Annotated in this window: 26 protein-coding genes and 1 pseudogene; 15 read left to right on the forward strand and 12 right to left on the reverse strand. The window is 62.7% G+C overall.

Annotation, left to right across the window (positions count from 1 at the left end; all coding sequences use genetic code 11):
* The first annotated feature begins 66 nt into the window (after positions 1 to 66).
* Complete coding sequence (locus tag HWV67_RS17820) at positions 67 to 669, forward strand: acyl carrier protein phosphodiesterase (protein WP_175652179.1); 603 nt, start codon at positions 67 to 69, stop codon at positions 667 to 669.
* Here the strand turns inward: HWV67_RS17820 and HWV67_RS17825 are convergent.
* On the reverse strand, positions 645 to 1,430 hold the full coding sequence (locus tag HWV67_RS17825) for a lysophospholipid acyltransferase family protein (protein WP_175652180.1): 786 nt from the start codon (positions 1,428 to 1,430) through the stop codon (positions 645 to 647). The genes HWV67_RS17820 and HWV67_RS17825 overlap by 25 nt on opposite strands.
* A complete protein-coding gene (gene olsB / locus HWV67_RS17830; protein WP_095154739.1) occupies positions 1,430 to 2,185 on the reverse strand; it encodes an L-ornithine N(alpha)-acyltransferase in 756 nt (251 codons plus the stop codon). Before olsB ends, HWV67_RS17825 begins: the two co-directional genes overlap by 1 nt.
* A 133-nt stretch (positions 2,186 to 2,318) precedes the next feature.
* Between olsB and HWV67_RS17835 the strand changes: the two genes are divergently transcribed.
* The 7 genes from HWV67_RS17835 (at position 2,319) to HWV67_RS17865 (ending at position 7,662) form a co-directional block, all read left to right on the forward strand.
* Complete coding sequence (locus HWV67_RS17835) at positions 2,319 to 3,212, forward strand: acyl-CoA dehydrogenase (RefSeq protein WP_175652181.1); 894 nt, start codon at positions 2,319 to 2,321, stop codon at positions 3,210 to 3,212.
* 335 nt (positions 3,213 to 3,547) lie between these two features.
* The gene (locus tag HWV67_RS17840) at positions 3,548 to 4,600 is read left to right on the forward strand and encodes a serine hydrolase domain-containing protein (RefSeq protein ID WP_175652182.1); all 1,053 of its coding nucleotides are present in this window, start codon (positions 3,548 to 3,550) and stop codon (positions 4,598 to 4,600) included.
* A complete protein-coding gene (locus HWV67_RS17845) occupies positions 4,597 to 4,893 on the forward strand; it encodes an amidase (protein WP_175652183.1) in 297 nt (98 codons plus the stop codon). Before HWV67_RS17840 ends, HWV67_RS17845 begins: the two co-directional genes overlap by 4 nt.
* Positions 4,894 to 4,938: 45 nt before the next feature.
* Complete coding sequence (locus HWV67_RS17850) at positions 4,939 to 5,520, forward strand: YceI family protein (RefSeq protein ID WP_095154743.1); 582 nt, start codon at positions 4,939 to 4,941, stop codon at positions 5,518 to 5,520.
* Between the two features lies 1 nt (position 5,521).
* On the forward strand, positions 5,522 to 6,679 hold the full coding sequence (locus HWV67_RS17855; RefSeq protein ID WP_175652184.1) for a phospholipase D-like domain-containing protein: 1,158 nt from the start codon (positions 5,522 to 5,524) through the stop codon (positions 6,677 to 6,679).
* A 91-nt stretch (positions 6,680 to 6,770) separates the two neighbouring features.
* Complete coding sequence (locus HWV67_RS17860) at positions 6,771 to 7,352, forward strand: DJ-1/PfpI family protein (protein ID WP_175652185.1); 582 nt, start codon at positions 6,771 to 6,773, stop codon at positions 7,350 to 7,352.
* Positions 7,353 to 7,362: 10 nt separating this feature from the next.
* Positions 7,363 to 7,662 carry a ribbon-helix-helix domain-containing protein gene (locus HWV67_RS17865; RefSeq protein WP_175652186.1) on the forward strand — a complete coding sequence of 100 codons (300 nt, stop codon included), beginning with the start codon at positions 7,363 to 7,365 and terminating at the stop codon, positions 7,660 to 7,662.
* An 81-nt stretch (positions 7,663 to 7,743) separates the two neighbouring features.
* Here HWV67_RS17865 and HWV67_RS17870 read toward each other — a convergent pair whose 3' ends face one another.
* Positions 7,744 to 9,267, reverse strand: a complete 1,524-nt coding sequence (locus HWV67_RS17870; RefSeq protein ID WP_095154747.1) for a fumarate hydratase — start codon at positions 9,265 to 9,267, stop codon at positions 7,744 to 7,746.
* Between the two features lie 278 nt (positions 9,268 to 9,545).
* Here HWV67_RS17870 and HWV67_RS17875 point away from each other — a divergent pair, with 278 nt between their 5' ends.
* Positions 9,546 to 10,484 carry an iron-sulfur-binding ferredoxin reductase gene (locus HWV67_RS17875; RefSeq protein ID WP_175652187.1) on the forward strand — a complete coding sequence of 313 codons (939 nt, stop codon included), beginning with the start codon at positions 9,546 to 9,548 and terminating at the stop codon, positions 10,482 to 10,484.
* Between the two features lie 72 nt (positions 10,485 to 10,556).
* Here HWV67_RS17875 and pyk read toward each other — a convergent pair whose 3' ends face one another.
* A complete protein-coding gene (pyk, locus tag HWV67_RS17880) occupies positions 10,557 to 12,008 on the reverse strand; it encodes a pyruvate kinase (RefSeq protein ID WP_095154749.1) in 1,452 nt (483 codons plus the stop codon).
* 203 nt (positions 12,009 to 12,211) lie between these two features.
* Here pyk and HWV67_RS17885 point away from each other — a divergent pair, with 203 nt between their 5' ends.
* The 3 genes from HWV67_RS17885 (at position 12,212) to sbcB (ending at position 14,574) form a co-directional block, all read left to right on the forward strand.
* Complete coding sequence (locus tag HWV67_RS17885) at positions 12,212 to 12,598, forward strand: tetratricopeptide repeat protein (RefSeq protein ID WP_175652188.1); 387 nt, start codon at positions 12,212 to 12,214, stop codon at positions 12,596 to 12,598.
* 147 nt (positions 12,599 to 12,745) lie between these two features.
* Positions 12,746 to 13,105 carry a PilZ domain-containing protein gene (locus HWV67_RS17890; protein WP_110971726.1) on the forward strand — a complete coding sequence of 120 codons (360 nt, stop codon included), beginning with the start codon at positions 12,746 to 12,748 and terminating at the stop codon, positions 13,103 to 13,105.
* 41 nt (positions 13,106 to 13,146) lie between these two features.
* A complete protein-coding gene (sbcB, locus tag HWV67_RS17895; protein WP_175652189.1) occupies positions 13,147 to 14,574 on the forward strand; it encodes an exodeoxyribonuclease I in 1,428 nt (475 codons plus the stop codon).
* A 78-nt stretch (positions 14,575 to 14,652) separates the two neighbouring features.
* Here sbcB and mvaT read toward each other — a convergent pair whose 3' ends face one another.
* Positions 14,653 to 15,033: a histone-like nucleoid-structuring protein MvaT gene (mvaT, locus tag HWV67_RS17900; protein WP_095154753.1), complete on the reverse strand. Its 381-nt coding sequence runs from the start codon at positions 15,031 to 15,033 to the stop codon at positions 14,653 to 14,655.
* A 308-nt stretch (positions 15,034 to 15,341) separates the two neighbouring features.
* Between mvaT and purU the strand changes: the two genes are divergently transcribed.
* On the forward strand, positions 15,342 to 16,193 hold the full coding sequence (gene purU, locus HWV67_RS17905) for a formyltetrahydrofolate deformylase (RefSeq protein ID WP_095154754.1): 852 nt from the start codon (positions 15,342 to 15,344) through the stop codon (positions 16,191 to 16,193).
* Between the two features lie 159 nt (positions 16,194 to 16,352).
* Here purU and HWV67_RS17910 read toward each other — a convergent pair whose 3' ends face one another.
* The 5 genes and pseudogenes from HWV67_RS17910 to HWV67_RS32165 all read right to left on the reverse strand — a co-directional run.
* Positions 16,353 to 17,336: a lysylphosphatidylglycerol synthase transmembrane domain-containing protein gene (locus HWV67_RS17910; RefSeq protein WP_175652190.1), complete on the reverse strand. Its 984-nt coding sequence runs from the start codon at positions 17,334 to 17,336 to the stop codon at positions 16,353 to 16,355.
* Positions 17,333 to 18,100 (reverse strand): DUF2334 domain-containing protein, encoded by a 768-nt coding sequence (locus tag HWV67_RS17915; RefSeq protein ID WP_175652191.1) that lies wholly within the window; start codon positions 18,098 to 18,100, stop codon positions 17,333 to 17,335. The genes HWV67_RS17910 and HWV67_RS17915 overlap by 4 nt, the downstream gene beginning before the upstream one ends.
* The gene (locus HWV67_RS17920; RefSeq protein WP_175652475.1) at positions 18,093 to 19,217 is read right to left on the reverse strand and encodes a glycosyltransferase family 4 protein; all 1,125 of its coding nucleotides are present in this window, start codon (positions 19,215 to 19,217) and stop codon (positions 18,093 to 18,095) included. The genes HWV67_RS17915 and HWV67_RS17920 overlap by 8 nt, the downstream gene beginning before the upstream one ends.
* A 143-nt stretch (positions 19,218 to 19,360) precedes the next feature.
* Positions 19,361 to 20,125, reverse strand: a complete 765-nt coding sequence (locus HWV67_RS32160; protein ID WP_371929318.1) for a methyl-accepting chemotaxis protein — start codon at positions 20,123 to 20,125, stop codon at positions 19,361 to 19,363.
* Positions 20,126 to 20,215: 90 nt separating this feature from the next.
* Positions 20,216 to 21,235: pseudogene (locus HWV67_RS32165) on the reverse strand (cache domain-containing protein); the annotation flags it as partial.
* 171 nt (positions 21,236 to 21,406) lie between these two features.
* Here HWV67_RS32165 and HWV67_RS17930 point away from each other — a divergent pair.
* Positions 21,407 to 22,882 carry a helicase HerA-like domain-containing protein gene (locus HWV67_RS17930; protein ID WP_175652193.1) on the forward strand — a complete coding sequence of 492 codons (1,476 nt, stop codon included), beginning with the start codon at positions 21,407 to 21,409 and terminating at the stop codon, positions 22,880 to 22,882.
* Between the two features lie 56 nt (positions 22,883 to 22,938).
* Here HWV67_RS17930 and HWV67_RS17935 read toward each other — a convergent pair whose 3' ends face one another.
* Both HWV67_RS17935 and HWV67_RS17940 read right to left on the reverse strand, forming a co-directional pair.
* On the reverse strand, positions 22,939 to 24,411 hold the full coding sequence (locus HWV67_RS17935; RefSeq protein WP_095154760.1) for an inorganic phosphate transporter: 1,473 nt from the start codon (positions 24,409 to 24,411) through the stop codon (positions 22,939 to 22,941).
* A gap of 332 nt (positions 24,412 to 24,743) precedes the next feature.
* A complete protein-coding gene (locus tag HWV67_RS17940; protein ID WP_095154761.1) occupies positions 24,744 to 24,944 on the reverse strand; it encodes a hypothetical protein in 201 nt (66 codons plus the stop codon).
* Between the two features lie 563 nt (positions 24,945 to 25,507).
* On the opposite strand from HWV67_RS17940, the gene pcaR reads away from it, so the two are divergent.
* Positions 25,508 to 26,383, forward strand: coding sequence for a pca regulon transcriptional regulator PcaR (gene pcaR, locus HWV67_RS17945; RefSeq protein WP_175652194.1), 876 nt, complete (start codon positions 25,508 to 25,510; stop codon positions 26,381 to 26,383).
* Positions 26,384 to 26,549: the final 166 nt, after the last annotated feature.

A 26,549-nucleotide genomic window follows, 5' to 3' on the forward strand; every position in this document is an offset into this window, starting at 1 on the left:
ATAGGGGCTGAAGGTTTTTCAGCCAAATCTCGCCGACTTTTCCCACAGGCTTTAGACTCAATCCCCATGAACTACCTCGCACATCTCCATCTGGGCGGCGACCAGCCCGAACAATTGCTCGGCAGTCTCTACGGCGATTTCGTCAAGGGACCGCTGCAGGGTCACTATCCCCAGCCCCTCGAAGGGGCGATCCGCCTGCACCGGCGCATCGATGTGTTCACCGACAGCCATCCGCTGGTGCTGGCGTCGCTGGCGCGTTTTCCGTCCGCGCGGCGGCGCTATGCCGGGATCATTCTCGATGTGTTTTTCGATCATTGCCTGGCCCTGCACTGGACCGACTACGCCGAGCAGTCGCTGGATGATTTCACCATGCGGGTCTATCAGGTGCTGGCCCAGCAACCGCAGTTGCCGGGGCGCCTGGCCGGGATCGCGCCGATGATGGCGGCGAATGACTGGTTGGGTTCCTACCGCGAGTTCGCGGTGCTGGAGCAGGTGTTCCGCGGCATCGCCCGGCGCTTGTCACGCCCGGAGGGCATGGCTGGGGCGATGGCGGAAGTGGAGGCGTTGTACCCGTTGTTGCTGGAAGACTTCCGCCAGTTCTACCCGCAATTACAGACGTTCGCCGGGCAGCAACTGGCGCAGGATCAGGCCGCCTTGGCGCGGCGCTGAGGCAGGTTTTCGGCTTCGCTGCCGAACAGCGTCAGGCTGATCGCCTGCTGAGCCTTGAAGGCCAGCGCGGCGCGTTCCTCATCTTGGCTGGCAATCGGCGCCAACAGATGGATTTCCACCTCGCCACACGGCTGCCCGAACAGACGCATCAAATGCGACAGCAGGTCGTCGTCGCCAATGAACGGCGCGATCGTATCCGCCTGGCCGTTGCGCAGGTAGCGCAGGGCGATCGGCTGCAGCGGCACTTCGGTGTCGATGGCGCTGGCCAGCAGGCGGCCGTGAAAGGTGCGCAGGTTGCGGCCATCGGTGGTGGTGCCTTCCGGGAAGATCAGCAAGGCGCAGTCCTGTTGCAGGTGCTGGCTGATCTGCCGGCGCAGCAACTGGCTATCGCCGCCGCCGCGACGGATGAACAGGGTGCCGGCCTTGTGCGCCAGCCAGCCGGCCACCGGCCAGGTGCGCACTTCGGCCTTGGACAGGAATGACAGCGGCGCCAGCATGCCCAGCAGCGGGATGTCGGTCCATGACACATGGTTACTGACCCAGAGCATCGGCCGCGTCGGCAACTCGCCGATGACTCGGACGCGGAAGGGCAGGGCGTGGGCCAAGCGCTTCATGAATACCTGCGACCAGCGCTGGCGCCGCTGCGCCGAGGCGTTGATGCCCAGACGCTCGAACACGCCGAACAGGGTCGCCATGCCCAAGCCGAACGCCACCACCAGCAGCACCCGGACGATGCGTGCGTACACACGCAGGCGCTGCATCAGACGGCCGCCTTGAAGTGGCGGGCGTAACGCGGGCAGAGCTCGTCGCGCTTGAGCAGGATGAACACGTCGGCAACCTGGAAATCCTCGTCCCAGCACGGCTCGCCGCAGATCTTCGCGCCCAGGCGCATGTAGGCCTTGAGCAGCGGTGGCATCTGCGCGATCACGTTACTCGGCAGGGCCAGGTTGGGCAGCGGGTTCTTCGGTTCGGCGCGCAGGTGTTCGGTGCACAGGTGCTGGTCGCGCAGGCGCTGCATGATCGCGTGGGCCTGCACGCCGCCGTCCTGCATCGGGATGCTGGCGCAGCCCATCAGGTAGCTGTAGCGGCCTTCGTTGAGGATTTCCGCCAGTTCGCTCCAGAGCACGGCGATGGTGCCGCCGTTGCGGTAGGCGGCATCGACGCAGGTGCGACCCAGTTCCAGGATCGGGCCTTTCAGGTGGCCGAGGCCATGCAGGCTGAATTCTTCTTCACTGTAGAAACGCCCCAGGCTGCTGGCGGCGTGATGATCGAGCAGACGGGTGGTGGCGACCAGCCGACCGCTGTTGAGGTCGCGCACGCCGATGTGCATGCAGTGATCGTCGTAATCGTCCATGTCCAGGCCCAGTTCGGCGCCTTTGAGCTTGGCCTTGAATTCACCACTGAAGACACTGAAACGCAGGGCCTGTGCCTCGCGCAATGCAGCCGGGCCCACCAGGCGTTCGGCTTGCAGACGGCGTTCAGTGCTGTTGTCGCCAGAGCGAGCGATCTGAGTCATTGCGAGTCTCCATAAGCCAGCCATGGGGTTGCGGCCGGTCGACTTTGTTGTGCAAGCTCAGGCTAGGTAGCGGCGGTGTCACCCCCATGAATGTTTGGTGATGCTTGTATGACAGCCCCCAAGGAGTACTTCGATGGCCTGGCTGGAACGACTCAATCACGCGCATTCGCAACCCCTGCTGGAGAACCTCGGCGACACCTGGGCCAGCTTGTTGGAACGCCTCGGGCCGGTGTCACCGTTCGAACTGGCGGTACTCGGCGGCCAGGCCATGCCGACGCCGGGGCTGGCGTTTCTCACCGGCTATCAGGCGGCGCTGCGGGTGCTCTGGCCCAGCGCGCCGGCCAGCCTTGGCGCACTCTGCGCCAGTGAAAAACGCAGCGTGCGCCCGGCTGACATGCACATGCGCCTCGACGTGGACGCGCTGCGCCTGAGCGGTGATAAAGACTTCGTCACCGGCGGCATGGACGCTGACTGGTTGCTGGTGGCGGCGCGTTGCGAAAGCATTTCCGAAGACCCGCGGCTGAGCCTGGCGGTGGTCTATCCCGGTGAGCCGGGCGTGCGCCTGGATCTATTGCCGGCCCTGCCGCTGATGCCCGAGGTGGGGCATGCCCGGCTGCATCTGGATCAGGCGCTGTGCGAACGCCTGGCCGGTGATGGCTGGGACGCCTACGTCAAACCCTTCCGCTCCCTCGAAGACCTGTATGTGCTCAGTGCGTTGACGGCGTGGATGTATGGCATTGGCCGGGCCAACGGCTGGTCGCAGAGTCTGCTGTTGCGTTTGTTGGCGCTGCTTGCCGGTTGCGCGGAAGGCAGTCGGCAGAGCCCGGAAGTCTCCGCCAGCCATTTGTTGCTGGGCGGGCTGTTCGCCCAGTTCAGCGACCTGCGCGACGAACTCAACAAGGCGCTGGCCGATACCGAAGGCGAATGGGCGAATGTGTGGATGCGCGATCAGGGCATCCTCGATATCGCCAGCGCTGCGCGGGCGAAGCGTTTGGAGAAGGCTTGGAGGTTGGCGGGGTTTTCGTGAGGGCAGCCATTTGCTAGCCGAGAGATTTTCAGCGCTCTCAAGATCGAGCGCCGCCCGCGCGGCGCATCGCGAGCTAGCTCGCTCCTACAGTGGTTGCAACGTGCCTATGCCTGTCAGGCCATAGTTAACCGCCTTGTTTGTACGACGTGGTATTGAGTCGACCCTAACTGCCTCCCCACAACTTATTGTAGGAGCGAGCTAGCTCGCGATGCGCCGCGCGAGCGGCGCTCAATCTCAGGGACACTGAAAATCCACCGGCTAACAAACGGCACCCCCAACCATCCTGTCATGAACCCCTGCTAGCCTTGCCCGATCACGCTCTCCGGGTAACGGCCATGCGCACCGCGCTCATCGGGTTTCTGTTGTGGACGATCTGCACCGTCGCCAGCGCCAGCGACGCGCCGGCACTAGCGACCTTGCAGTCCTACACCTTCCCCCCACGCAACGATCAGACCCGCGACGGCGTGCGCACCGACGCGCTGCTGGTGATCCGCGATGGTCAGGTGGTCTTCGAGCGGTATGCCACCCCCAACACGGCAGACACCCCGCACCTGACCTGGTCGATCAGCAAGAGCGTGCTGGCGACGGTGCTCGGTGTCGCGCAGGGCGAGGGGCGTTTCACACTGGATGACCCGGTCGCCCGGTTCTACCCGCCAATGCAGGCCCACCCGAATGTGCGTATCGCCGACCTGCTGCACTGGGCCAGCGGCCTGGACTGGCAGGAAGACTATGAATACGCGCCGCTGAAATCCTCGGTGGTGGCGATGCTCTATACCCGTGGCCGCAGCGACATGGCCGGCTTTACCGCCGCGCACGGCATGGCCGCGGCGCCGGGCGAGCGCTTTCTTTATTCCAGTGGCGACAGCAACCTGCTGGCCGCGGCGCTGCGGCAGATGGTCGGCCCCGAGGCGTACGCCGATTATCCGTGGCAGGCGCTCTTCGAGCCACTGGGCATTCGGCAGGCGGTGTGGGAGCGCGACGCGCAGGGCACTTTCGTGGGCTCTTCCTACCTCTACATGACCGCTCGCGAGCTGGCGCGGATCGGTCAGCTGATGCTGGACGACGGTCGCTGGCAGGGCCGGCAACTGTTGCCGGCGAGCTGGGTGGCCTTCAATCGCGAGCCCTTCGACAAGGCTGCCGCCTCACCTGGCGAGGCGATGCCGGGTGGGCACTGGTGGCTCAACCGCGCTGCGCCGGGCCAGCCAGTGCCCTGGCCGGATGCCCCGGCGCAGACCTTCGCCGCCCTCGGCCACTGGGGGCAGGCGCTCTACGTGCTGCCGGAGCAAAAGCTGGTGGTGGTGCGCTACGCCGATGACCGCGACGGCAGCTTCCAGCACAACACGCTGCTGCGTCATGTGCTGGCGGCGTTCGGCGGAGAGCGGCCATGAAGCGCCTGTTGCTGGTGGTGGTCCTCGGCTTGCTGGTCTGGGGCTGGTCCGAGCGTGACGCGCTGACGGCGTTCCCCGGCATTCTCAGTGCCTACTCGGCGAAGGAGTACTGTTCGTGCCGCTATGTCATGGGTTTCGATACCGGTTACTGCCGGGGCTATGTGAAGCAGTACCTGCCATTGAGCGAGCTGCGCGACGACCCGTCGAGTCGCCGGGTCGAGGCCGCGGGCCTTGGCCGTCGCAGCAGCGCGATGTGGCTGGGCCCGCGCGAGGGCTGTCGCTTGCTGCCATGAGGGCAGCCGGGTAAGGTTGACGACCAAAGTGTTTCAGGATTTCGCATGCCCAGCCCGCTTCGTCTCGCTCTCGCCTTGTTGGCGATCGTCTGCCTTCCCGCCCAGGCCAATTGGTACCTGGACAACGAGTCATCCCGCCTTTCCTTCATCACCAGCAAAAACGGCGACGTGTCGGAAGTGCACCGGTTCCTGGTCCTGCACGGCAAGGTCGACCGCAAGGGCGCGGCCGAGCTGGAGGTCGAGATGGAGTCCGTCAGCAGCGGCATCCCGCTGCGTGACGAGCGCATGCGCAAGGAACTGTTCAATGTCGAGACCTTCCCCGACGCGATCATCAACGCCCAGTTGAACCTGCGCCCGATCAACGACCTGGCCAACGGCGCGCAGCTCGAACTGCGCCTGCCGCTGACCGTCACCCTGCATGGCAAAAGCCACAGCTACAACGCCCAGTTGCTGGCGACCCGGCTGGACGAGCGGCGCTTTCAGGTGGTGACGCTTGAACCGCTGGTGCTGCGCGCCGAGCATTTCGACCTGGCCCCGGGGCTGGAAACCTTGCGCAAGACGGCCGGGCTCAAGTCGATCAACCTGTCGGTGCCGGTGGGTGCGGTGCTGATCTTCACGGCCCGCTGATATGGCCGGGCCGATCTTTCCCTGGCGTTCGGACAACCAGTTCGAACTGCTGATCGACGGTCCGGCCTTTTTCCCGAACATGCTCACCGCCATCGCCCGGGCCGAACTCCAGGTAGATCTGGAGCTGTACCTGGTGGAGGCGGGCGCTTGCGCGGACGCCATGGTTCAGGCCCTGGTCAGCGCCGCCGAGCGCGGCGGGCAGGTGCGTTGCCTGTTCGATGACTATGGCTCCATGGCCTTCACCCTGGGTTTGCGCCAGCGTTTGCAAGCGGCGGGCGTCGAGTTGCGCTGGTACAACCGCCTGCGCTGGCGCCGTGGCGTGCGAAACCTCTATCGCGATCACCGCAAGATTCTGCTGGTCGACCAGAGCATCGCCTGGGTCGGCGGCACCGGCGTCACCGATGAATTCTGGCATCCCGGCAACGATGTCAGCGAATGGCATGAGGTGATGGTGGAAATACGGGGACCGCTGGTGACCGACTGGCAGATGCTCTTCGACCGCCAGTGGCGAGCCAACCCACGTCGCGTCGCCTGGCGCCCGCCGACCCACTTCGGCCTGCCGCGTTTGCCGCGAATACCGGTCAGCGGCGAGGGCATGGGCCGGGTTGCCTACGCCGACGCCCGGCAACACCGCGACATCCTGCAATCGCTGGTGCGTGCGTTGAACAGCGGCAAGCGCCGGATCTGGCTGGCTACCCCGTATTTCCTGCCAACCTGGAAAGTCCGCCGTTCCCTGCGCCGCGCCGCCTCGCTGGGCGTCGACGTGCGCCTGCTGCTCACCGGGCCGCGCACCGATCATCCGTCGGTGCGCTATGCCGGCCATCGCTATTACCCGCGCCTGCTGCGCGCCGGGGTGAAAATCTTCGAATTCCAGCCGTGTTTCCTGCACCTGAAAATGGTGCTGGTGGACGACTGGGTGAGCATCGGCTCATGCAACTTCGACCACTGGAATCTGCGCTTCAACCTTGAGGCCAACGTCGAAGCGATCGACCCGGCGCTGACCGCAGCGGTGGCCGAAAGCTTTATCCGCGATTTCAGCCAGAGTGTGCAGATCGACCTCGATGACTGGCGCGCCCGGCCCCTGTGGCGTCGCCTGCAACAGCGGGTATGGGGCTGGCTGGATCGGGTGGTGGTCAATCTGCTGGATCGCCGCGACTGACAGACGTAGTAGCGACCTATTACCCGCGAGTGTCCGGCTGGGTCTAACGTGTCTGGGTACCTTTTCCCTTGCACACGAAGGAGATCGAGAAATGGCGGCCAAGAAGATTCTGATGTTGGTGGGCGACTACGTCGAAGACTACGAGGTCATGGTGCCGTTCCAGGCCCTGCAGATGATCGGTCACACCGTGCATGCGGTGTGTCCGGGCAAGCAGGCGGGGCAGTCGGTGCGTACCGCGATCCATGACTTTGAAGGCGACCAGACCTACAGCGAAAAGCCGGGGCACAACTTCGGCCTCAACTTCGACTTCGCCAAGGTGAAGGCCGAGGATTACGACGCGCTGGTGATCCCCGGCGGCCGTGCCCCGGAATACCTGCGCCTGAACGAAGACGTGCTGGCGCTGGTGAAAACCATCGACCAGTCCGGCAAGCCGATCGCGGCGGTATGTCACGGCGCGCAACTGCTGGCTGCGGCGGGCGTGCTGGAGGGCCGCGAATGCAGCGCCTACCCGGCGTGCGCCCCGGAAGTGAAGCTGGCGGGCGGGCGCTATATCGATATTGAAGTGACGCAGGCCCACGTCGAGGGCAACCTCGCGACCGCGCCGGCATGGCCTGCGCATCCAGCGTGGCTGGCGGCGTTCCTCGGCCTGCTCGGCACCCGCATCACCCTGTGAAGGAGGGCCCATGTGCGAGCTCTACGTCAAAGCCGATCCGATCCTCTATGAATCGCGCAGCCGCTCGCTGCGCATTCGCGGGGTGGTGACCACGCTGCGCCTGGAAAACCAGTTCTGGGATGTATTGCGGGAAATCGCCGAGGTCGACGGGATGACCACCAACCAACTGATTACCAAGCTCTATGACGAAGTAATGGAGTACCGCGGCGAGGTGGTCAACTTTGCCTCGTTTCTGCGGGTGAGCTGCATCCGGTACCTGAGTCAGCGGCGCAGCGTCGAGCCGATACCGCTCAAGGCTGTGGGTCGCTGAGATCCGGGCAAAAAAAAGCGGCGGGGAAGACCCCACCGCTTTTGCCTTTCACTTGAAACTTTCAGCTTCAAGCTCGCAGCTTTACTTCACTTCTACCGCCAGGCTTTCGGCGATCTTGCTCTGCCAGATCGCAGGGCCGGTGATGTGCACCGACTCACCTTTGCTGTCGACCGCGACAGTCACCGGCATGTCCTTGACCTCGAACTCGTAGATCGCTTCCATGCCCAGTTCGGCGAACGCCAGCACCTGGGATTTCTTGATCGCTTGAGCCACGAGGTACGCAGCGCCGCCGACGGCCATCAGGTAAACGGCCTTGTTGTCCTTGATCGCGTCGATCGCGGTCGGACCACGCTCGGACTTGCCGATCATGCCCAGCAGACCGGTCTGCTCGAGGATCTGGCGAGTGAACTTGTCCATACGGGTCGCGGTGGTCGGACCGGCTGGGCCGACGACTTCTTCACGCACTGGATCGACCGGGCCGACGTAATAGATGAAGCGACCTTTCAGATCGACCGGCAGCTCTTCGCCACGGTTGAGCATCTCGACCATGCGCTTGTGCGCAGCGTCGCGGCCGGTGAGCATCTTGCCGTTGAGCAGGACGGTCTCGCCCGGCTTCCAGCTCTGCACGTCTTCCGGGGTCAGGGTGTCGAGGTTGACGCGACGGGCCGACGGACCCGCTTCCCAGACGATTTCCGGGTAGGCGTCCAGCGACGGCGCTTCCAGCTCGGCAGGGCCCGAACCGTCGAGGACGAAGTGGGCGTGACGGGTGGCGGCGCAGTTCGGGATCATGCAGACCGGCAGGGACGCTGCGTGGGTCGGGTAGTCCATGATCTTCACGTCGAGCACGGTGGTCAGGCCGCCGAGGCCCTGGGCACCGATACCCAGCTGGTTGACCTTGTCGAACAGCTCGAGGCGGATTTCCTCGATGCGGTTCTGCGGGCCACGGGCTTTCAGTTCGTGGATGTCGATGGATTCCATCAACACTTCCTTGGCCATGACCGCAGCTTTCTCGGCGGTGCCGCCGATGCCGATGCCGAGCATGCCAGGTGGGCACCAGCCGGCACCCATGGTCGGAACGGTCTTCAGCACCCAGTCGACGATCGAGTCGGACGGGTTGAGCATGGCCATTTTCGACTTGTTCTCGGAGCCGCCGCCTTTGGCCGCCACGTCCACTTCCACGGTGTTACCCGGGACGATGGAGTAGTGGATGACTGCCGGGGTGTTGTCCTTGGTGTTCTTGCGGGCACCGGCCGGGTCGGCCAGGATCGAGGCGCGCAGGACGTTTTCCGGCAGGTTGTAGGCGCGGCGCACGCCTTCGTTGATCATGTCGTCGACGCTCATGGTGGCGCCGTTCCAGCTCACATCCATGCCGACGCGGACGAACACGGTGACGATACCGGTGTCCTGGCAGATCGGGCGGTGGCCGGTGGCGCACATGCGCGAGTTAATCAGGATCTGGGCAATGGAATCGCGCGCAGCGGGCGACTCTTCACGCAGATAGGCTTCGTGCATCGCCTGGATGAAATCAACGGGGTGGTAGTACGAAATGAATTGCAGGGCATCGGCGACGCTCTGAATCAGGTCGTCTTGCTTGATCACGGTCATGCAGCGCGCTCCTCTTAAACACGGGAACATTCAATAAGGTATTCCGACGCGGACAGGCCGAGTTGTCGAAACGACCTTTCAGACGCGCCAGAACGGGGTGTCCGACGCAAAAAAGGCGCGGCAGTATAGCGCGGCTCGGCTTTTGGTACACGCGCCAGTGGTCCAACCATGGTCGGTTATCGCCCGGCATCGATCTTGCTGGTTTTGCTGCGAGCGCTGGCCTGTCTTGAGTAACAGGCCTAGATTGGCCGAAGAATATTCCCAGGAGAAGAACAGCAATGCCCGAACTGCGTGTAGGCGAGCGCCACTGGTCGGTGGCGGCCGGCAGCAACCTGCTCGACGCCCTCAATGAGGCGGGTTGTGCCGTGCCTTATAGCTGCCGCGCTGGCAGTTGCCATGCTTGTCTGGTGCGCTGTCTCGACGGTGAGCCGGCGGACGCGAGCCCCGAGGCGCTGAGCCTGGCGCAGCGGGACGCGGGCTGGCGGTTGTCCTGCCAGTGCCGGGTCGAGGCGGACCTGCGCGTGGCGCTGTTCGATCCGCACCGCGACGGTCAGCCAGCGCGGGTGCTGGCCGCCGACTGGCTGGGCGGCGAGGTGCTGCGCTTGCGTCTTCAACCGTTGAGCGGCCTGCGTTATCAGGCGGGCCAGCACTTGCTGCTGTGGAACGCCGAGGGTGTGGCCCGGCCTTATTCGCTGGCCAGCGTTCCGGGCGAGGATCCGTACCTGGAGTTTCATATCGATTGTCGTCATCCCGGAGCGTTCTGTAGCTCGGCGCGGGCGTTTTCGGTGGGCATGGAACTGCGCCTGGGTGAACTGCGTGCCGGCGCGCTGCATTACGACCCGGACTGGCAGGAGCGGCCGCTCTGGCTGTTGGCCGCGGGCACCGGGCTGGCGCCGTTGTGGGGCATTTTGCGCGAGGCGTTGCGTCAGGAGCACCGTGGGCCGATTCGCCTGCTTCACCTGGCGCGGGACCGGGACAGCCATTATTTGGCGTCGGCATTGCAGGAGAGGGCGGAGCAGCACCCGCAGGTGCAGGTGGAACTGGTGACGCCGGATGAACTGCCGGCGGCCCTGGCCTCATTGAAGGTGCAGTCGCGGCAGACCGTGGCGCTGGTGTGCGGGTCGCCGGGGAGTGTGGAGCAGTTTTCGCGGCGGTTGTTTCTGGCGGGGGTGCCGAGGAATCAGGTGTATTCGGATCTGTTTGTGGGGCATGCGTGATTTTCGAGCCCCGCTGGCCATAAACAAAAACGCCCGGCTCAAGGCCGGGCGTTTTCATTTACAGCAGCCAGATCAAACCAGCGGGTCACCGACGTGCAGGATCTTCATGCCGTTGGTGCCACCGATGGTGTGGTAGCTGTCGCCCTTGGTCAGGATCACCCAGTCACCCTGCTTGACCACGCCACGCTTCAGCAGCTCGTCCACCGCCGCTTGGCTGACCTGCTCCGGCGCCAGTGCGGCCGGGTCGAACGGCACGGTGTAGACGCCACGGAACATCGCCACGCGGGCCTGGGTCTCGCGGTGCGGTGAGAAGGCGAAGATCGGGATCGAGGAACGGATCCGCGACATGATCAGCGGGGTGTAGCCACTCTCGGTCAAGGCGATGATCGCCTTCACGCCCGGGAAGTGGTTGGCGGTGTACATGGCGGCCAGCGCGATGCTTTCGTCGCAGCGGCTGAACTGGGTACCCATGCGGTGGCTGGAGGTCTTGCTGGTCGGGTGCTTTTCAGCGCCGAGGCAGATCCGCGCCATGGCCTGCACCGCTTCCAGCGGGTAGAGGCCGGCAGCACTTTCCGCGGACAGCATGACGGCGTCGGTGTAGTCCAGCACGGCGTTGGAGACGTCGGACACTTCCGCGCGGGTCGGCATCGGGTTCTGGATCATCGACTCCATCATCTGGGTCGCTACGATCACAGCCTTGTTGTGGCGGCGCGAGTGCAGAATGATTTTCTTCTGGATGCCCACCAGCTCGGCGTCGCCGATTTCCACACCCAGGTCACCACGGGCAACCATCACCGCGTCACTGGCGCGGATCAGGCCGTCGAGGGTCTCGTCGTCGGCCACGGCTTCGGCGCGTTCGATCTTGGCCACCAGCCAGGCGGTACCGCCGGACTCGTCACGCAGGCGACGGGCGTATTCCATGTCGGACGCATCGCGCGGGAAGGAAACGGCCAGGTAGTCCACGTCCATTTCCGCAGCCAGCTTGATGTCGGCCTTGTCTTTCTCGGTCAGGGCCGGCGCGGTCAGGCCGCCACCCTTGCGGTTGATGCCTTTGTGGTCCGACAGCGGGCCGCCGATCAGTACCACGCAGTGCAGCGAATCTTCGGTGGCGGTCTCGACGCGCATGACCACGCGGCCGTCATCGAGCAGCAGTTCGTCGCCGACGCCGCAGTCCTTGACCAGATCCGGATAGTCGATGCCGACGATTTCCTGGGTACCGGCAGTCAGCGGGTGTGCGGTGGAGAAGGTGAAGCGGTCACCGACCTTCAGTTCGATACGCTTGTTGGCGAACTTGGCGATACGGATCTTCGGACCTTGCAGGTCGCCCAGCAGCGCCACATGGCGGCCGTGGCGAGCGGCGATTTCACGGATCAGCACGGCGCGAGCCTTGTGCTCGTCCGGGGTGCCGTGAGAGAAGTTCAGGCGGGCGACATCCAGGCCGGCAAGGATCAGCTGTTCGATCACTTCCGGTGAATTGCTGGCGGGGCCAAGGGTGGCGACGATTTTGGTACGGCGGATGGTCATGCACAGACTCCTGTAGTGAAGCGCAGCGAAAGGCTACTCCTGAAAAACGCTGTAGTCATTGTTCCTTTGCACTACCTTGGGAGGGGTGTGGGTGGCGTTTGAACGGCCATCGCGGGCGTTGTCGGGCCACTGCAGTCAAACCTGACAACGGCTATAGATTTGTAGGAAAACGCCGATATAGTGCTCAGCAAAGGAGAACCCCCATGCGAGCCCTGATCATCCTGGCGCTGGCGACCAGCGTCGTCGGTTGCACCCGCTGGTCCATGGACCATCATCTGAACAACGCCTACCGGGCTTACGACCGGGGCGATTGCGAGCGCGTCATGCTGGAGCTGTCGCAGGTCGACCGGACCAGTCGCGCGCGTCCGTTCATTCACCCCGAAGCCTCGATGCTGCGCGGCCAGTGCCTGGAGCGACAAAAGCTGTTCGTCGACGCGGCGCAGACCTACCAGTTCATCATTCAGCAGTACCCGCGGAACGAATACGCCTACCGCGCCCGCGCGCGTCTGGAGACCCTGGAGCAGTTGGGACACTACCGCGCCGATGAAGCGGCGGTGACCCATCCGGTGGGCGTGACGCCTCTTCGCTGATAACGCGCCGGGGCATTTTTGCTGTGGAACCTTTGTACCAGTCTGCGCTACTCTGATTGAAACAGACTGTGTACAAAGCGTTCACACCTGTACAAGAGCGGCACTAGCGCGACCCTGCTCAAAGGGTCATCCATTGCGATCCTCGCCATGCATACAGAGCGCCGAATAGAGCGTCACCTGCTCCCCTGTTTCCTCAAGGTATTCAACCGCTTCACGGATCAGCCCATTGGTTACCTGGGCAATGCTTCGGAAGACGGCCTGATGCTGATCAGCAACCTGCCACTGCTGGTTGGCCCGGACTTCGAACTTCAACTCAGGATCCCGAGCCGCACCGACGGGGTCCAGCGGGTCAACCTCACGGCCAGTTGTCTGTGGTGCCACGAAGACGAAAGTCCTGGCTTCTACGATTCCGGTTTCATGTTGTTGCAGGCCCCGCGGGAGTACGAACAGTTGGTGGAAGCCCTGCGCGGCTACTTCAGTTTCCGCCCGTTGAGCGCGTCGGCTTGAGTTAGACTTCGGCGATTTCCCCGTTCAGGACGAGGCCCGCCGTGAGCTCCATTTTCTGGCACGACTACGAAACCACCGGCATCAATCCACGCTGCGACCGGCCCTTGCAGGTCGCAGGCGTGCGTACCGATCTGGACCTCAACGAGATCGAGGCTCCGGTCAATCTCTTCTGCCAGCCCAGCGACGATATCCTGCCGCACCCGGCCGCGTGCCTGATCACCGGTATCAGTCCGGCGCAACTGGCCAGGGACGGTTTGGCCGAAGCTGATTTCATGACCCGGGTGCATGCCGAGCTGTCCCGGCCAGGTACCTGTGGCGCGGGCTACAACACCCTCCGCTTTGACGATGAAGTGACGCGCTACAGCCTTTATCGCAACTTCTTCGACCCCTACGCCCGTGAGTGGCAGGGCGGCAATACCCGCTGGGATCTCATCGATACCGTGCGCACCGCCTATGCCCTGCGCCCGGAAGGTTTTCAATGGCCCGAGGTGGACGGCAAGGTCAGCCTGCGCCTGGAGCTGCTCAGCGCGGCCAATGGCATCGAACATGGCCAGGCGCACGAAGCGCTCTCTGATGTGCGTGCCACCATCGCCCTGGCCCGTTTGATCCGACAGAAACAACCGCGCCTCTACGACTGGTTGTTTGCCCTGCGCAGTAAACAGAAAGTTCTCGACCAGATTCGCCTGTTGCAGCCCCTGGTACATATTTCCGGGCGCTTCTCGGCCGCGCGTAATTATCTGGGGGTGGTGCTGCCGCTGGGCTGGCATCCGGCTAATCGCAACGCGCTGATTGTTTGTGATCTTCATCAGAGCATTGAGCCGCTGCTGACGGAGGATTCCGAAGTATTGCGTCAGCGTTTATACACGCGGCGTGAGGAAATGCCTGACGGACAACTGTCAGTTCCCCTCAAGTTGGTGCACGTCAATCGTTGCCCGGTGCTGGCGCCATTGAAGGTATTGCGCGCTGAAGATCAGCAGCGTTTAGGGCTGGATATGTCTGACTTGCTACAGCGGAGTGAACAGCTGATTGCCGCGAAGGCGCAGTGGGAGAATAAATTGGCGTCAATTTATTCCGCTACTGAGTTCGCCGCCAGTGAAGACCCGGAACAACAGCTATATGACGGATTCTTTGGTGACCGTGATCGACGTTTGTGCGAGCAGGTGCGCAGTGTCGACCCACAACAATTGGCGGGTGAGCGCTGGATGTTCGATGACTCGCGGTTGTCCGAGTTGTTGTTCCGATATAGGGCTAGGAACTTTCCGTCGACCCTTAGTGAACAAGAGCAGTTGCAGTGGCGTGAATTCTGCCGGCAGCGCCTGACGAATGAAGCGATGGGCGCACCGCACACGCTGGCGGCGTTCGAATCCGCTTTGGCGCAGGCGTTAGGGGATGCTGACGGGGCGAAACGAGTGTTGCTGGAGGAGTGGCGCAGCCACGCGCTAGAGTTGAAACAACGATTGGCGCTATAAGATTTGTAAAGAATAGGTAAATAAAAAACGCCAGCAATGCTGGCGTTTTTCATGAATCCGCAAGGCAGGACGCGGGAATTAACCCAGCAGGGTTGCCCAGCCTTCAACAACATCACCACCCCATTTGGCTTTCCACTCTTTCAGCGTTTTGTGGTTGCCGCCTTTGGTTTCGATGACTTCGCCGTTGTGCGGGTTCTTGTATTGCTTGACCTTGCGCGCGCGCTTGGTGCCGGCTGGTTTTGCCGCAGCGCCGCGAGGTGCCTTGTTCAGTTTGGCTTCCGGATCCAGCAGGGCAATGATGTCACGCAGGGATTTGCCGTGGGCCCCCATCAGGTTGCGCAGGTCCTTTTCGAATTCCAGTTCTTTCTGCAGCTTGTCGTCTTCAGACAGATTCTTCAGGCGGGCTTGCAGTTCTTTGATGGCTTCTTCGGTCGCGCGATACTCGTTGATCAGGGACATGCGGCATTCCTTGGATTAGGTAGTTCGGGATAAACAGTGGGGCAATAATAGTCAGACAATGTGACCAAGTAAACATACAAGTGCGAAGGGGTTTCAATGTTTGTTTGCTACGGCAGATTGTAGAGATAGAAATTTACAAATGTGTGCGGCGGCAAATACCCAACTTTTTAATGCATCGGTCGTTTCCGTGCGATGTTGTGCCCCGTCTTTGGGCATGCTGCGGATGAGCCCGGACGTCACATCACTACTGTTGTTTTGCCGGGCAATCGTTAGAATGTGCGCCTTTGCGAGTTTCTGGAGCCCCCTGCATGCGTACCTATCGGCTGGTGATCGCTTGTCCTGACCGTGTCGGCATTGTCGCCAAAGTCAGTAATTTCCTGGCGTCCCACAATGGCTGGATCAACGAAGCGAGCCATCACTCCGATGACCTGAGCGGCTGGTTCTTCATGCGTCACGAAATCCGTGCCGATACCCTCCCATTCGATATCGAAGGTTTCCGCGAGGCATTCGCGCCAATCGCCGAAGAGTTCTCGATGACCTGGCGGATCACCGACACCGACCAGAAGAAACGTGTCGTGTTGATGGCCAGCCGTGAATCCCACTGCCTGGCCGACCTGCTGCACCGCTGGCACAGCAATGAGCTGGACTACGATATTCCCTGCGTGATTTCCAACCACAACGACCTGCGCAGCATGGTCGAGTGGCACGGCATTCCGTTCTTCCACGTCCCGGTCGATCCGAAAGACAAACAGCCGGCGTTCGCCGAAGTGTCGCGTCTGGTCAAGGAACACCGTGCCGATGTAGTGGTACTGGCGCGCTACATGCAGATCCTGCCGCCGCAGTTGTGCCAGGAATATGCCCAACAGGTCATCAACATTCATCACAGCTTCCTGCCGTCCTTCGTCGGCGCCAAGCCGTATCACCAGGCGTCCTTGCGCGGTGTGAAGCTGATCGGCGCGACTTGCCACTATGTCACCGAAGAGCTGGACGCCGGTCCGATCATCGAGCAGGACGTGGTGCGTGTCAGCCACAGTGACAGCATCGAAGACATGGTGCGTTTCGGCCGTGACGTCGAGAAGATGGTGCTGGCCCGCGGCCTGCGTTATCACCTGGAAGACCGCGTGCTGGTGCACGGCAACAAGACTGTGGTCTTCAACTGACAGCACGAGGGCGGTGCGATGCGTGATCCCCTGGATAAAGCCGCCGCCCATGCCCCGCCCACCCTGGGCGAGGGTTGCCTGAGTCGCTATGACCCCGACGCGCTGAGCAGCGAGGATGGCACCGAGTTTCCCGGTGCCGCTGAGCTGTGGCAGGCGCAGCTAGCGGGTGATGCGCTCGAGCAAGGGTCGACCGAGCAGCCAGAGGAACACCGGTCCGCCGGCGACCAGGTAGAAGTAGTAGGTCACCACCCGCCAGACCAGCACCGCCGCCGCCGCGGTTGATTTGCCCACCATGGGCGTCAGCAGCGTGGCCGAGGTCAGCTCCGCGGCGCCGGCGCCACCGGGCAGCAGGCTGACTTGCCCGGCGCTCAACGAGAGCACCTGCACCAGGAAGCTCGTTATCCACTGCAAATTCCCGCCCAATCCGATCAACACCAAATACAGCACGCTGTAGCGCAGCGCCCAGTGCAGGCAGGTCAGGCCGAACACCAGCGCGAGAACGCGCCGTGGCAGGCGCAGGGTGGCCCGAAAAGCGCGGAAGAACTGCAGCAGGCGCCGCGCCCAGCGACGCCGGGTCAGTGGCGAAACCTTCATGCGCTTCAAGAGCCGGCCGTTGAACCGCATCACTCCCCGTCGCCAGCGCACCAGCACCAAGCCCAGTCCCAAGGTAGCCAGCATCAGTACCGCACTGCTGATCAGCAGTCCTTCGAGGCTGCGATTGAAGCTGTGGAACAGGGTGTAGACGATGATCCCGAGGACGGCGAAGAGAAAGAACAGCAAGTCGTTCAACTGATCCATGGCGAACACCGCGCCGCTGTGGGCCGGACGCACGCGGTCGTGGGACAGCAGCGCCATCAGCGTCAGCGGCCCGCCGCTGCCGCCCGGCGTGGAACAGATGGCGAACTCGGTGGCCATGATCACGCCGAGGCTGCGCAGCCGGCCGATCTTCTCGCCCTGGCTGCCCAATAACAGACGCAGGCGCATGGCGTTGAGGGTCCAGCACAGCACGATCATGCCGAACAGCACCAACAGCAGGCCGGGCGGGAAACTGCGCAGTCGCGGCAGCAGTTCGCTGCCGCCGAGCACGGCTGGCACCAGCGCCGCCATGACCAGCGCCGCCAGCAACCAGCCGATGCGATTCACGGGCCGGGCCTGCTGGCCAGCCAGGCCATCTTGGTCATGGGCGTGCGCCCGTCCGCTAGCAGACGTTGCAGGGTCTGCAGCCAATAACGCCGGGAAAAACCGTGGCGCATGTCCACCGGGTGCAGGCCGAGGCGAAGGGTACTGGCCTGTTGCTGGCGGCTTTCCTGATAGGTGCAGACCATTTTCGACAGGCCCCGGCGCCAGGCGCTGCGGGCGCTCCAGACCAGACCCGGGGCTTTCACCGTGCTGAAATCGGGCAGGCGATATAAATGCTGCGGATCGCTGGTGTAATGCAGCGGCAGTGTGCGCAGCGCCTGCCGCGTGCCTTCGCTCATCAGCCAGGCAGGCGCGACGAAGCCGCTCAGGGGCCAGTCCATCCGATCGAACACCTCGATTCCGGCGCTCAGTCGCTGCAAGGCCTGATCCTGATCGAGGCTATGAAATTCGCCTTCCCAGGTATAAATCCGGCGCATGAAGTACTCGCCGGGCGAGCGCGGTGGCGGGCCGTCGTCAGCGTGGAAATAACCGTGCAGGGCCAGTTCGTCGCCACGGGCCAGGCGCTGATCCATGACGCGGCGAAAGTCAGTGGCGTTCTCCAGCGCGTTGCACTTATGGAAGTCGGGTACCACCAGCAAGGTCATGGGAATGTTGCCGAGAGCATCCACCGCTTCGACAAAGGGCTGGTAGTCCGGCCAGGTCTGCGGCGCCACGTCGTGCAGCACCAGCAGCACACTGCGCTTGTGGGCGGAATTGGCATCAGGCATGGGCGCGCACCGGCAGGTTGCTGTAGCCGAGCACGGCCCGGTAATGCTCCAGCAGGCCGCTGACCACGCTGTCCCAGCTGTAATGCTGCTCCACATGCAGGCGCGCCCGCTGGCCGAGGAGGGTGACATTGCGTTCGAACACTTGCGCCACGGCAGCGGCCATCGCCTGTCCGTCGCCCGGGGCGCAGAGTTGGCCGCAGCCGGGATCGACAATCTCGCGAAACGCCCCGGCCGCCACCGCCACCACCGGAATGGCGCTGGCCATTGCTTCGAGGATCACCAGGCCGAAGGTTTCCTGATCGCCGGCGTGCACCAGCAGGTCGGCGCTGGCCAGCAACCGCGCCACTTCGCTGGCCGGGCGGAAATGATCGAAGACGGTGACGTTGTCCGGCACATGGGCGGGCATGTGCGAGCCCACCAGCAACAGGTGATACGGCTTGCCCAGGCGCTGGATGCAGTCCAGCAGCACCGGTAGGTTCTTCTCCCGCGAACCGCGTCCGGCGAACACCAGCAGACGGGTGTCGTCCGGCAAGCCCAGTTCGGCGCGCAGGCCCGGATCGCGATGGTCTGGATGGAAAGTGGCGAGGTCGACCCCGAGGCGCTGCACGTGGACATTGTCGATGCCGAGCCTGCGCAGCTTGCTGGCCATCACCTGACTGGGCGCCAGGACCCGGTCGAAATTGCCGTAGAGCTTGCTGACATAGGCCTCCACATTGGGCGTGAACCAGTTGCCCATGCGGTTGCTCACCAGCAGCGGCAGGTCGGAGTGGTAGAAGCCGATCACCGGCACATCGAGGCGCCGGCGCGCGCCCAGGGCGGCCCAGGCGGTGAGGTAGGGATCACCGACCTCGATGAGGTCCGGTTGCAGTTCGTGCAGCACATTGCACCAGGGCGCGAGGCGCAGGGGGAAGCGATAGCCGTTGCCGAAGGGCAGGGGAGGTGCGGGGGCTTGGTGGATGCCGTTGTGCTCGCAGGCGCTGGCGCCGGGGATCAACAGGCTGTGGCGCACATTCGGGGTCAGCCCCAGGCGTCGGTGTTTGGCATCAAGATAGGTACGCACTCCGCCGCTGGCGGGGGCGTAGAACATGGTGATGTCCGCGATATGCACGATCAGCATCCCTCCGGGATCGTCTTCAGAGACTGTCATCCGGCGTACTGGCTGCCGCGATGACGCGCCCTAAGGTTGACCTTTCATAAGGATAGTTTGTTCGATCGGCGATCAAGGGCCCGGCGGCATTGCGCCGCCGGGTGGGGGGAGGGTCAGATGCGGAAGCGGCCGACCAGATGCTTCAGGCGGCCGGCCTGTTCTTCCAGGTCGGAACAGGCGCGCAGAGTCGATTGCAGGTTCTCGACGCCTTCCTGGTTGAGCATGTTGATTTCGTTGATATCCATGTTGATCGAGTCGACCACGGCGGTCTGCTCTTCGGTCGCGGTGGCGACCGACTGGTTCATGCCGTCGATCTCGCCGATGCGCAGGGTCACGCTGTTCAGGCGCTCGCCGGCCTGGTTGGCGATGGATACGCTGTCGTGGCTGTGGCGCTGGCTTTGGCCCATGGTTTCCACCGACTCGCGGGCGCCGACCTGCAGCTCCTCGATCATGCTCTGCACTTGCTGCGCCGATTCCTGGGTGCGGTGAGCCAGGTTGCGCACCTCGTCGGCGACCACCGCGAAGCCGCGACCGGCCTCACCGGCACGCGCGGCCTCGATGGCGGCGTTCAGCGCCAGCAGGTTGGTCTGCTGGGAAATGCTGGTGATCACTTCGAGGATCTGACCGATGTTCACGGTCTTGCTGTTCAGCGTCTCGATGTGGGTGCTGGACGTGGAAATCATGTCTGACAGACGGTTCATCGCCTGAATGCTGCGGTCCACGACCTGCTGGCCTTCTTCCGCCAAGTGCCGCGCGGAGCTTGCCTGTTGCGACGCCTGGGCGGCGTTGTGGGCAATTTCCTGGGCGGCCGCACCGAGCTGATTGATCGCCGCGGCGACACTGTTGGTGCGGTTGGTCTGCTCGTCGGAGTTGACCATCGACGAGTTCGAGGCGCTGACCACGCGCAGGGCCACTTCGTTGACGTGCTCGGTGGCCGAGGCCACTTCGCGGATCGACTCGTGGATACGCCCGACGAAGTGGTTGAAGGCCTTGCCGAGCGTGCCGAATTCGTCGTGGTTGTGGATGTTCAGGCGGCGGGTCAGGTCGCCCTCGCCCTGGGCAATGCCTTCCATCGCGCGGGTCATGGTGTGCAGCGGGCGCATCAGGACGCTGATCAGCAAGCCCAGCAGACCGATGATGAAGCCGACCGCAATAATGGTGGCAACCACCGCAGAGGTGCGGAACTTGCTCAGCATTGCGTAGGCTTTGTCCTTGTCTACGGACAGACCGATGTACCAGTTTGCCGACGGCAAGCCCTTCACCGGGGTGAAGCTGAGGATGCGGGTCTTGCCGTCGAGTTCGACTTCAACCGGGTCTTTGCTCAGGCGCGGCGTGTTCTGCGGGAACACGTCGGTCATCGACTTCATCGTCAGGTCTTTGTTCGGGTGGACTAGGATCTTGCCCTGGTCGTTGACCAGGAAGGCGTAGCCCATGCCGCCGAAGTTCAGCGAGTTGATGATTTCCACCAGGCCATCCAGCGCCAGGTCGCCACCCACCACACCGACTTGCGGCGAGACCGGTGAAACGATGGAGATCACCATCTTGCCGGTACTCATGTCGATATACGGTTCGGTCAGGATGGTCTTGCCGGCGGCCAGGCCGTCCTTGTACCAGGGGCGTACGCGCGGGTCGTAGCCATCAGGCATTTTCATCAAGGGACGAATGGTGAAATCACCATTGGGGTGGCCCAGGTAAATAGTGAGGAAACTTGAAGTCAGTGCCTTCTGGCCGAGCAGCTTGCCGGCATTCTGCGGATCGGCGGCAATGTTCTGAACAGCACTTTCTACCAGCAGCATCCGACCATCGAAGAGGTTCTTGATGTTGGTTGCCGTGGTATCGCCCATTTCCTGAAGATAGTTCTCCAGGTTTTCGCGAATCGCATTACGCTGCAAGTAATCGTTGTACAGCGTAAAGAGCGAGAACGCGATCATCACGATCAGCGAGGCGGCCAACAATATCTTGTGGCTGAAACGGAGGTTTTTGTTCATGGCGTGTTGGGTCCGCTAAGGTCTTGAAGTTCGGGTCGTTCGCACGAAAGAGCAGCTTTAAAGCCGCGTATGTCCCCTATCCTTGTCGGGTTTTTCCTCACTTTCAGGTAATCAATCACACTTCGGTATCGGCTGAGTCGTACCAAAGCTTTAAATGGAGGATGAAAAAACATGCCAGATTCTTCGCAATTCGTGCTTGGTAGCGACCTCAGTGGAAAACCCGTGTCGCAGGCCATGCGTCTGGCCAACCGCCATGGCTTGGTGGCCGGTGCGACCGGTACCGGCAAGACCGTGACCCTGCAGCATCTGGCCGAGGCGTTCAGCGATGCCGGGGTCGCGGTGTTCGCCGCAGACGTCAAGGGCGACCTGTGTGGTCTCGGTGCGGTGGGCAAGCCCGAAGGCAAGATCGCCGAGCGCATCGCCGGGATGCCTTTCCTTGATTACCAGGCGCAGGCGTATCCGGTAACCCTGTGGGACATTCACGGCCAGTCCGGCCATCCATTGCGCACGACCCTGAGTGAAATGGGCCCACTGCTATTGGGCAACCTGCTGGAGCTGAACGACAGCCAGCAGGCCGCGCTGTATGCGGCGTTCAAGGTGGCCGACCGCGAGGGGCTGTTGCTGCTGGACATCAAGGACCTCAAGGCACTGCTCGGCCACTTGAAGGACAACCCGCAAGTGCTGGGCGAAGACAGCGCATTGATGACCAGCGGTTCGTCCCAGGCGTTGTTGCGCCGGCTGGCAACCCTGGAGCAGCAGGGCGCCGAGGCGCTGTTCGGCGAGCCGGCGCTGCAACTGGAAGACCTGTTGCACCCGGCTGCGGATGGGCGCGGGCGGATTCATCTGCTCGATGCCAGCCGCCTGGTTCACGAGGCGCCCAAGGTCTATGCGACGTTCCTGCTGTGGCTGCTGGCCGAGTTGTTCGAGCAACTGCCGGAGCGCGGCGATGCCGATAAACCGTTGCTGGCGCTGTTCTTCGACGAGGCACATCTGCTGTTCAATGGCACGCCCAAGGCATTGCAGGACCGTCTGGAACAGGTGGTGCGGCTGATCCGCTCCAAGGGCGTCGGGGTGTATTTTGTCACGCAGTCGCCCGGCGACCTGCCGGACGATGTGCTGGCGCAGCTGGGCCTGCGGGTTCAGCACGGGCTGCGGGCGTTCACGGCCAAGGAACAGAAGTCGCTGCGCGCGGTGGCGGATGGTTTCCGCCCCAACCCGGCGTTCGACACCCTGGCGGTGCTAACCGAGTTGGGCATCGGCGAAGCGCTGGTCGGCACCCTGCAGGACAAGGGCACGCCGGCGATGGTCGAGCGGGTGCTGATCGCGCCGCCACAATCGCGGATCGGTCCGTTGAGCGAGGCCGAGCGCGCGGCGCTGATTGCCGCGTCGCCACTGGCCGGGCGTTACGACAAGCCGATTGACCGCGAGTCCGCCTACGAAATGCTTAACGCGCGCAAGGGCGAGGCCCCCGGCACGCCGGCGGCGGCACAGAAAGAAGAAGAGAGCCTGGCCGACAAGGCGGGTGAGTTCTTGCAAAGTGCGGCGGGGCAGGCAATCAAGTCTGCGGTGCGTCAGGCGGCCAACCAGTTCGGCCGGCAGTTGGTGCGCGGTTTGATGGGGTCGCTGCTGGGCAGCAAGCGCAAATAGTGGTTTCGCAGGCATGAAAAAGGCGCCCTTGGGCGCCTTTTTCAGTGCGGTGCGTTTTAGCTGATGAACTTGGTCGCCAGCCAGAACAGTCCCGCCGCCAGGCCCATCGTGGCCGGCAGGGTCAGGACCCACGCCAGCAGGATGGTCTTGACCGTGCCGCCTTGCAGGCCGCTCTTGTTGGCGACCATGGTGCCGGCAACACCAGAGGACAGTACGTGGGTCGTCGATACCGGCAGGCTGAAGATGTTGGCCATGCCGATCGCGCAGGCTGCGGTGATCTGCGCCGACATGCCCTGGGCATAGGTCATGCCCTGCTTGCCGATCTTCTCGCCGATGGTCAGTACCACGCGCTTCCAGCCAACCATGGTGCCCAGGCCCAAGGCCAGGGCGACGGCCAGGATCACCCAGAACGGTGCGTATTCGGTGGTGGCGGTCAGGTCTTTACGCAGCTTGTCGAGGTCGGCCTTTTCGCGAGGTTGCAGGACCGGCAGCTTGCCAACCTTCTTCGCCGTGTCGTCCAGGCAGAGCAGGTAGCGGCGCACTTCGACACGTTGCTCGGAGCTCAGGGCGCGGTAGTCGGTCACGCCAGCCAGCGACTGCTGCAGCGCGGCGATGGTCGGCTCGGTCTGGTGCGGGTTGCAGCTGAACTGCTCCGGCAGATCGCCCTTGGCGGCCTTGCCCAGAGCGAGGAATTCGCCCAGGGTTTCGTGATTGCGCTCGTAGAACTGGCTCAGGTGCAGGGTCGCGTCGCGGGTCCGCTCGATCTGGTAGGTCGTGCTGTTGAGGTCCAGAACGAACTGCGCCGGGACGATACCGATCAGCACCAGCATGATCAGGCCGATACCTTTCTGGCCGTCGTTGGAACCGTGCACGAAGCTCACGCCCATCGCGGACATGATCAGTACCAGGCGGTTCCAGAAGGGTGGGTGTTTCTTGTCGTCGAGCATGCGGCGCTGTTCTGGCGTCTTGTGCATTTTCGACAGCGGGCGCCACCATTTCAGGCCCAGCAGCACCAGCGCGGCAACGACAAAGCCGGCCATTGGCGAGAGCACCAGCGACATGCCGATATCGATCGCTTTCTGCCAGTTGACCCCGTCACCCAATGGAATGTCGTTGATCAGGGCGTTGGCCAGGCCGACACCGAGGATCGAACCGATCAGGGTGTGGGAGCTGGAAGCCGGGATGCCGAAGTACCAGGTGCCCAGGTTCCAGGCGATGGCTGCGGCCAGCAGCGAGAAGACCATGGCCAGGCCGTGCCCGGTGTTGACGTTGATCAGCAGCTCGACCGGCAGCAGGTGAACGATGGCGTAGGCAACGCCGACGCCGCCCAGCAATACGCCGAGGAAGTTGAAGATCCCCGAGGCGAAGACCGCCAGCTGAGGAGGCATGGCTTTGGTGTAGATGACTGTCGCAACCGCGTTTGCGGTGTCATGAAAGCCATTGATGAACTCGAAGGCGAGGACGAAGGTCAAGGCGAGCAGGAGACTCACCAGTACCCACGCATCAAGTCCGCTGAATAATTCGATCATGAAGGTTTTCTGACCCGGTCATAAGGGGGCGCGATTATGCCAGAAATCCCCGGTAATCGATGCACTGGCTGCCGACCGGTTGATCGCTTCAGCGAAAGTTCCGTTCAGGTATCGACTGCGGCGGGTGTCGGAAAACGTCGGCAAAAAGCCGGGAGAATGTGGCTTTCTGAAGGCAACAGGATGAATTTTTGATGTCGGAAAGGTTTCAAACAAACGTATGAAATTTGTGAGAATCCATTACGGTTTCATGTTCGCACGCGCAATGATAGACCCGGGTACCTGTTCGAACAGGTACCGGGAGGTCTTCGCTACACGTTAATGAAGGGCGTGCGTCAAGGCTCTTCGGGCTTGAGTTCCTCTTCGATCTTGCGAAGTTCCTGGGCAAACGCCTGGTCCATGACGGTGGCGCGTTTGCGCCAGGGTTTGCGTTCCGGGTCGGGTTGAGCGGCATAAGTCGTGACTTCTCCGCCATAAACATCCTTGTAACGTTGTTCCTGGCGCTCAAGTTCCGCGCGCAGTTCTTCTTTCGTCACAGTGCTACCTGTTGATCAAAGTTAACGCTGGCTTTTCGCGAGGGCGTTGTTGCGAGAGTGCGTAACGCGCACGCGGCTACGTTGCCAGTGTAGTAATGGCTGTCGCAGCTACAGACATTCAGTAGGTGCCGACGCGCACCGGCGTCTGACACGCGGGATCTGGCAACTGACAACTTTACGTCAGTATTGGATCCGTTCTCGATGACGCCGGTGGGCGGCATCAGGTTTTGAGTATAGCAATTGCAATCAGGAAGGATACCGTTCAAGTAAGCCTTGCAAGAATGGACAATAAAAGAAGGGTTTTTGTTTCAACCGTTGTGGCGTATGCCAGTACTTCCGGGAAACATCCGGAGCGGGTTGCTCGATTGTGCTTTAAATGAAAAACGGCCTCGCTGGTGGGCGAGGCCGTGCCCGGGGACTTCTACGGTGGGTACCTGACCAGTCTCTCCAAGAAGCCACATTGTGGCTGGGGAAAGGTATAAGCAATTGTGGTCAGCGGTCAATTGCGATTATCGGTCGATGGTTCGATAATCGCCCCTGTGTGTGAGTGACCGAGGTGAGTCATGAGTGATGAAGCAACACCCAAAGGACCTGGTTTGAACGACAACGTGCGCAGTTCCTTTGCGTCCCTGGCGCCGCCCATCGTGGCTTCGCCGGCCCGGCGCATCCAGGCGTTCACCGGTGATCCGGATTTCATGACCTCTCTCGCGCGAGGTTTGGCAGTGGTGCAGGCGTTCCAGGAGCGCAAGCGGCACCTGACCATCGCCCAGATCAGCCACCGCACCGAGATTCCCCGGGCGGCGGTGCGCCGCTGTTTGCATACGCTGATCAAGCTCGGCTATGCCACCACCGACGGCCGTACCTATTCGCTGCTGCCCAAGGTATTGACGCTGGGCCATGCCTATCTGTCTTCGACGCCGTTGGCGGTGTCGGCGCAGCCTTATCTGGACCGCATGAGCGACCAGCTCCACGAGGCCTGCAACATGGCCACCCTGGAAGGCGATGACATCCTTTATATCGCCCGCTCGGCCACGGTTCAGCGGCTGATCTCGGTAGACCTGTCGGTGGGCGGCAGACTGCCGGCCTATTGCACGTCCATGGGCCGGATCCTGCTGGCGGCGCTGGATGACGCGACCCTTCACGAATACCTCGAACACGCCGACCTGCAGGCCAAGACCAGCCGCACCATCCACGACCCTCAAGCGCTGCTGGAATGCCTGCAACTGGTGCGGCAGCAAGGCTGGTGCGTCGTCGACCAGGAACTGGAGCAGGGCCTGCGTTCGATTGCCGTGCCGGTGTATGACGCTTCCGGCCAGGTGCTGGCCGCGCTCAACGTCAGCACCCACGCTGGCCGGGTCAGCCGCAGCGAACTGGAGCAGCGGTTCCTGCCGATCATGCTGTCCGCCAGCCGCGACCTCAGCACCCAGTTGTTCGCCTGACGGCAGCGCGATCCTGTTCGATAAACGCACACTGTTGCGTTTATCGAATTGCGCCGTCCAGTGCGCCTGATTAATGTCCCTCGCAACGGTTGGCCCGCCCCGACTGTCAATAATAATGAAGCGAGAGGCATAGCCCCATGACCCGCACCCTTTCCCCGAGCCGCCC

Origin of the sequence: Pseudomonas sp. Marseille-P9899 (genome assembly GCF_903166565.1) — a bacterium.
GTDB lineage: Bacteria > Pseudomonadota > Gammaproteobacteria > Pseudomonadales > Pseudomonadaceae > Aquipseudomonas > Aquipseudomonas huaxiensis.